This is a genomic window from Commensalibacter sp. A3DC (assembly GCF_047307945.1).
GTDB lineage: Bacteria > Pseudomonadota > Alphaproteobacteria > Acetobacterales > Acetobacteraceae > Commensalibacter > Commensalibacter melissae.
The window spans coordinates 1-6,551 of the sequence record NZ_JAXOQA010000080.1 but is presented as its reverse complement, the minus strand read 5'-3'; the positions used below and the strand labels follow the sequence as shown (position 1 = coordinate 6,551).

The following is a 6,551-nucleotide window of genomic DNA, read 5'->3' as shown; positions in this document are numbered from 1 at the left end:
GAAATAAGCTGTTAGAATTTTTAGGTCATTTTTTCATTCCCTTTGGAGGAGAATACCATCTGATTGAAATCCGAAAAAAACTCTATGCCCCGATTACAATCTTTTCCGCTTCGAAAAAAAGAATTTTAAAACAAAAATTACCGAAACCCAACTGGAATCGCAAAAGAAAATTGTAAAAATAACAAACGACCATCCCCTAAGGAATTCCCTGATGTCTATTTTACATTCAATCCGAACAAATATTAGTAAACCGCACAAAGCTGGATATCCTTTTCTCTGCATCTCTGCTTTGATAAGTTTTATTGGCTATCGCATTCATGCTCGGATCGGACATTTAATTGGTCTTATAGGAAGCTTATTTTTTGGGTTTTGCTGGTATTTTTTTCGTAATCCCAAGCGAATTATCCCCCATAAAAATGATATTCTTGTTTCCCCAGCAGATGGAACCGTTTCAGCCATAAACTATATTCCCCCTCCTGTTGATTTAGGTTTGGGTGACAAACCGGTCTGGCGCGTTTCTATTTTTCTTTCCATTTTCAACGTCCACTTACAACGCATCCCTGTCGCTGGAAAAATTACCGCACGATCATATATCAAGGGAAAATTTTTTAACGCTTCACTGGATAAAGCATCAGAACATAATGAACGCAACGCAATTTGCATAACTTTACCAGATGGAAAAAAGGTGGTTGTTGTTCAGATTGCCGGATTGATTGCCAGAAGAATTGTATGTAATGCCGATATAAATCAACAATTTAATATGGGTGATATTTATGGGTTGATCCGATTTGGCTCCAGAGTGGATCTTTACCTGCCCGATGGGTGTCAACCCTGCATTGAGGTTGGGCAAACCATGATCGGCGGCGAAACGATTGTTGCAAAATTATAAACGCTCTTTTAACCCAGAACATAAATTAATGTTACGACAAAAAATTCGTCCCCGAGTCAAGGGAATTTCCTTTAATCGGATTATTCCAAACTTATTGACAATTCTTGGATTGTGTGCCGGTCTGATCAGTATTCGCAGTGCAATTCATGGAAGGTTCAATGAGGCTGTTATCGCCATATTGATTGCTGCCTGTTTTGACGGGTTGGATGGGCGAATTGCCCGTTTATTACGTGGTACAAGTCGATTTGGTGCAGAATTGGACAGCCTTGTCGATTTTTTGTCCTTCGGGGTTGCTCCAAGTCTTGTCTTATACTTATGGTCCCTCAAAAATGGAGGGGATTATTCTTTTATTCCCTGTGCAATATTTACGGTATGCATGGCTTTACGCCTGGCACGATTTAATGCCGCACTTGATGATAACAAACCTCAATATGCCAGCAATTTTTTTACGGGTGTCCCTGCCCCGGCAGGTGCTGGAATAGTTTTATTTCCTGTTTTTCTTGGCTTGGAAAGCAAGCATTATCAAATTGATTTTCTTAATTCCATCGCCCATTCCGAAATCCTGACAATTACAATTTTAGTCATAACATCTTTTTTGCTGATTTCTACCTTACCAATCTGGTCATTCAAAAATTTTAAAATTCCCACTTCTTACGTCATGCCTATATTTTTAAGCACCTGCATCTTCGCAACTATTCTGGTAGCAGATCCTTGGGGAACATTGGCTTTAAGCGGGATTTTATATCTGGGTCTAATTCCGCTGAGTTATCGCAGTTACCATCGTCTAAAAGCTGATGCCCAGACAATTCTTGTGAAGACGAAAAAGGGGGAGGACTTTTTGAATAAAAATTAGAAGACGTATTCCGTTTCAATTTCATTAAACAATCCATAATTGTGGAAGGTAAAGGCGGACATCCTTCAATTTGCAAAATACATTCCTCGTCACCAACATTTTCACCCAAGATCGCATAATTACTTGCAAAAATATGTCGGTTAATTGCACATGATCCAATTGTTACAATCGCTTTTGATTTAGCAATCAATTTCCAGCTTTTTTCAATATAAGGAAGCATAGCACGAGTAATCAGCCCTGATATTAACAACAAGTCTGCATCAGCAGGATGTCCAACAAATTTTATCCCCGCATCTTTTATATCATATGCGGTCCCTTTTAAGGCCTGCAGTTCAAACGTGCATCCATTGCAGTCTCCACATCCAATATGAAATACATGTATATCCTGTTTTTTTTGACCGGCAAATTTTTGAACAGGTTTTATTTTTCCAGTTAATGAATCGATCAAGGATTTAATAAAAACCACTAGTTTTCCTTTTATAGATCTACGCCTGTTACCAAATGACCAAATGACGCCTTTATCAAGACATGATTATCAAAATGTTCATTTTTTAATACATCTTGCAAGACATAGGCCTGATTGGCACCAGGATCACGTATAAATACGTCTTTTATAACCCCCGCTTCTAATCTCACATAATACCATAAATCCCCTTGTACCCCTTCACAAACACCAATCCCTTCCCCATTTAATTTTTCGATAATAATTTCTTGAGAGGATTTGAACGCTTCCTCGCTATTTTCTTCCTTTAGAAGTATATCGATTATATTTAACGATGTTTTTATCTCAACAAACCATGACTGCATACGTGCATCAACGTCCCCTTTTGTAAAATTCGGAGGTGGCAGCCATTCCAACCGGTATTCAGACATGTACCGACGCAAATCCACATCCCGTCCGGAAGCCCGCCCAACAATTCCACCTATATTGAAATCAATCGCTTTTTTTAGAGATAAAATTCCCATATTTTGAAGATAGTCACCCAGACCAGGCAAGGTTATAGCCAAATTAAATGCCTGATCAATCAAATATTTAATTTTTTTAGGAAAATGTCTTTTTTTATCATTTTCTTGCCCTAAAAAAACGGCACCAGGAAAAACACAATCCATTAACCAGCGATGCCCAAAATAATGTATATTCCAACGCATAAGAAGTTCACGCGCCAGATCACACCGGCTGGCAACCAACTCTACTTCTAACACGCGAAATAAGCGTGTTAAATAAAGCAGATAGGCTGCAACTCTGGATAATTCAGAATATAAGATACGTTTTCTCAAAACAGGCAAGGAAGGGACAAAATTTGCAATATCTTCAATCGCATGAGAAAAGGCAATCTGATGCGCAACGGAATCAAGTGCGTTAATACGGCTTATTAAAGGTAATATTTCCAAACTATTTCTATTATACAGATTGGATAGAATTCCTCTATGCGTATATCCGTACACTGATTCAGCTCGGATAATCCGCTCACCCATATTAAGAAAACGCCACAGCACAGGCAATTTTTCTGTCGCATTGGAGGGATCAATAACCGTTATCTCCCCTCCATTATTCAGTAAATGAGAGACAGATGGATTTTCTTGTCTTTCTGGAGGCCATAAGACAGGCCCTGGTTTTTCTGACAATGGCCAGCAATTATTCCATAAACCCCGATCCAACCATGGGCGTAAATCAACAGCATTCATTGCTTCCTTACCCCATAACTCCCAGATCATTCTTTCATATATAATGGCAGCGGGTCTTACAGAAGACAAGGCCAGATAACGGTTCATTGATGCGGAAATACGAACGCCAATGGGCTTGTATCCATTCTCAAGAAATAAAACAAAAACAGTATCCTCCTTACACCACATCGTAAGAAACATAAGCCGATCAGTTTTTAATGCCGCAAGCATCTCCGTCCATTCTTGTTCATCAAGAGAAATGAAAAACCTACTATCTGTTTGATGATTTTTAAGACAATCTATTAATTTTAGGGAACGCTGAACAAATGTTTTTTTATCAACCATTTTTCAGAAACAATCACTTTTGTATAAACTGCATTGCAATTTGAAATAGCCAATATTTGGCAATGATAGGAATAACCAAAGAGGGTAAAAAAATCATGCTCAATAAACATCCACCCTCTTTTGTAAAAATATTTCGAGAAAATAATTGAATATTATTTTTTTTAAACAGAAAAAAGCCTCTTACAAAAAACAATAAAAACAAGCATGATCCCAACCAGGGAAACTGTGCAAACAAACTCGCAATCAAAATTGCACATGCAAAAAATATGCCAAATGGCGGAAATGCAGATATGGCAATGACAAACCAACCTCTAGAATCCACAGCAAAAGGACTTTTTCGAAGAATATACCCTAACGGTGCATAAATAACCAGAACGGTTATGAAAAGGCAAAAACTGTATAAACCCTGAAATCCATTGGAAAAAATACCAGCCAAAGCTGCCAAAATAGTGATCAAAAACGGGGAATACAAAAAAGGATCATCATTCTCCTTTATAATAATGATAATGAAACTGATCAACCCTAATATCATGAGAAATGATTGAGGGTTTTGATAAGATGAGATTTGAAATAATCTTATGAATAAGGAGAGAAAAGCAACTGGGATGATAAAAAAGATAATACTGCCAATTAAAGTGGGCAAATGAATGACAAAACGTAGAAAAATGATGAATACGGGAAACAACCCGATCATTTGAACAATACTAAACGCCAGGATAAAACTGCCAAAACGGGGTAACAAGGGATAGGTTTGTCCAACAGATAACTCAAGAATGAAAACACCCATCAAAGCCATTATCATAAAAAAAAGCATATAGCGGAAGTATTCCCAAGCCGCCTGTATCTGTTCTCCCCCACCATGAATAAAACAAGCCAAAAAAGACAGGAAAATCATGCTATGCAAACAAATCTGCGCTATAAAAAAATTATTAATAGCTACAGCCATCATGGCGGTACAGATAATTAATTGATAGAGGCCGAGACTATAGGATAATTTTTTTTGCTTTCCAGATGAACTTAATTGGCCAGGAACCATGAATTTCAAAACTATTGATGCAATAATGCTACCTATAGCGATCATAACCCTTAAAAAACTTGTTAACTCGTCATGTTTCCAAATAACGGAAAGATAAAAATCATCATGAATAAATGCCGATGCAACCGTAATAAAAAAAAGGATTATTGTTACAATAAAATGACATCGGATTTTTGCACGCTGATGATGACAGGCATAAATTCCTATGATTCCTGCCACGGGCCAGAGAACACAACTCCAATACAAAATTTTTGCTAAATCACCATTTCCGAACACAGTCAACCTGTCCAAAACGTTGCATGATAAAAATAGAAGCTAGCAAAAAAACAACATAAAAAGCAAAAAGAGTAAAAAATGCATAGAATTGACTATTCAATCCAACGACAAGGGTTAAAGCATTCAATACACATAGCATACCAGCAATTTGTCCTCCGATTGCTTGACTGCTCATGCTATAAAATACCCCAACCAGAATTATAGATAAAACTATTCCATATTCCAAGCGGAACAATGAAGGCGGCAATACATGGACAACAAGGGAAACAGCAAGAATGGTCAAGAATAATCCTGTAAATAAGGTTTTCAAAGTATACTGGAAATATTGTCCTTTCAAAATGACCGTAAAAAAAATTGCCACAGTGAAAAGCATAAAAAAACTCAATAACGTAATTTTACTGTTAAGTGCATTCTGCCAACCAGATAAAAGACAGCATCCCGTCAGTATAGAATGAATAACTGCCTGTAACGAAGACGAGGAAATGCCGCTTATCGTAATCAGTAATAGCAGACTCATAAAAAAGGCAAATACCATTCTATATTCCGCCCAAACCTGCAAAATAAATGACAACGGCCACAAAATTCAATACTGTTGCGATACCAATTTTGTAATAACCCTTGGACAAAAATAAGAAATTTCTCATTATAGAAATTACAAGACATTCTATGACAATTTTACCACTCCATGCCAATAATCCAAAAAAAGCGGTTAACAACCAATACATCAAGGATTTTGTCTGTAAATCAAAGATGGCAATACTCTGGGGCCATATTAAAAACGCAATCAGGGATAGCCAGATCAGAAACTGGAGACTAGAAATATAAAACAAGATTGCCTTCTCGTCTCCATCAAACCCATCTTTCTCAATAAAATTCACAAAATCCGGTATATCTAGAACAAGAAAAAATAGAGAACATGCACATATAAAAAGAGGACATAGGGCCAAATTTATCAAACTTGTGGAATTATGAAAAAAAAGTACAATATGCGAAAGTTCTGTACTTTTTGTATTTAAACGGCAAACCATAGCGATCTGTAAAATTGCAGGAATATACATGAAAGTTTGGAACATAATCCGCTGCGATTTTTTGAAACATAGCAGTGAGCAATCTTGAAAAACAAGAAAAAATATCAAAAAAGGTACAAATATTAACAATATCGTAACAAAGATAAAATCGGAATTATTGTTAACCAGGATATTTGTTGAAAATATAGGAATAGATATTGCCACAGTTACTAATAATCCAATAATTATTAAATAAATCAGGGTATTGACAGACAATATTTTTTTAAAAAGAAAATTTAAAATTCGTGAATATATAATTTTGATATTTTGTAATACATATTGGGATGATTCCAAAGGTTTTCCCTGAATTTTTCCATTCAACCTTTCCATAAACACCATAATTAAAGGTGCCATACCTAAAATCAATAATACATGAAATAGGATCATTAATAGGGACATCAACCAATACAGAAATATCAT

General features: G+C 36.3%; 7 protein-coding genes and 1 pseudogene. 2 read left to right on the top strand and 6 right to left on the bottom strand.

Translation table 11 applies throughout. From position 1 onward, the window contains the following. Positions 1–208: 208 nt before the first annotated feature. Both U0839_RS08060 and pssA read left to right on the top strand, forming a co-directional pair. Complete coding sequence (locus U0839_RS08060; protein ID WP_255487949.1) at positions 209–889, top strand: phosphatidylserine decarboxylase; 681 nt, start codon at positions 209–211, stop codon at positions 887–889. Positions 890–917: 28 nt separating this feature from the next. Further along, positions 918–1,742 (top strand): CDP-diacylglycerol--serine O-phosphatidyltransferase, encoded by an 825-nt coding sequence (pssA, locus tag U0839_RS08055; protein WP_155565739.1) that lies wholly within the window; start codon positions 918–920, stop codon positions 1,740–1,742. A gap of 28 nt (positions 1,743–1,770) precedes the next feature. Here the strand turns inward: pssA and U0839_RS08050 are convergent. The 6 genes and pseudogenes from U0839_RS08050 to U0839_RS08025 form a co-directional block, all read right to left on the bottom strand. Then, positions 1,771–2,208, bottom strand: a pseudogene (locus U0839_RS08050) (NADH-quinone oxidoreductase subunit B); the annotation flags it as partial. An 11-nt stretch (positions 2,209–2,219) separates the two neighbouring features. After that, entirely contained in the window at positions 2,220–3,752 is a 1,533-nt protein-coding gene (locus U0839_RS08045; protein WP_155565740.1) for a hypothetical protein, read from the bottom strand. A gap of 13 nt (positions 3,753–3,765) precedes the next feature. Continuing rightward, positions 3,766–5,064, bottom strand: coding sequence for a hypothetical protein (locus tag U0839_RS08040; protein WP_155565741.1), 1,299 nt, complete (start codon positions 5,062–5,064; stop codon positions 3,766–3,768). After that, positions 5,048–5,581: a hypothetical protein gene (locus U0839_RS08035; protein WP_155565742.1), complete on the bottom strand. Its 534-nt coding sequence runs from the start codon at positions 5,579–5,581 to the stop codon at positions 5,048–5,050. Before U0839_RS08035 ends, U0839_RS08040 begins: the two co-directional genes overlap by 17 nt. Positions 5,582–5,600: 19 nt before the next feature. Beyond that, entirely contained in the window at positions 5,601–6,137 is a 537-nt protein-coding gene (locus U0839_RS08030) for a hypothetical protein (protein WP_155565743.1), read from the bottom strand. 217 nt (positions 6,138–6,354) lie between these two features. Beyond that, a partial coding sequence (locus tag U0839_RS08025; RefSeq protein WP_413550446.1) for a hypothetical protein occupies positions 6,355–6,551 on the bottom strand: 197 nt, incomplete at its 5' end.

Coding starts and splice junctions, on each gene's coding strand:
- U0839_RS08030 (WP_155565743.1), bottom strand. CDS start 6,137: ATGTTCCAAACTTTCATGTATATTCCTGCAATTTTACAGATCGCTATG.
- pssA (WP_155565739.1), top strand. CDS start 918: ATGTTACGACAAAAAATTCGTCCCCGAGTCAAGGGAATTTCCTTTAAT.
- U0839_RS08035 (WP_155565742.1), bottom strand. CDS start 5,581: ATGAGTCTGCTATTACTGATTACGATAAGCGGCATTTCCTCGTCTTCG.
- U0839_RS08045 (WP_155565740.1), bottom strand. CDS start 3,752: ATGGTTGATAAAAAAACATTTGTTCAGCGTTCCCTAAAATTAATAGAT.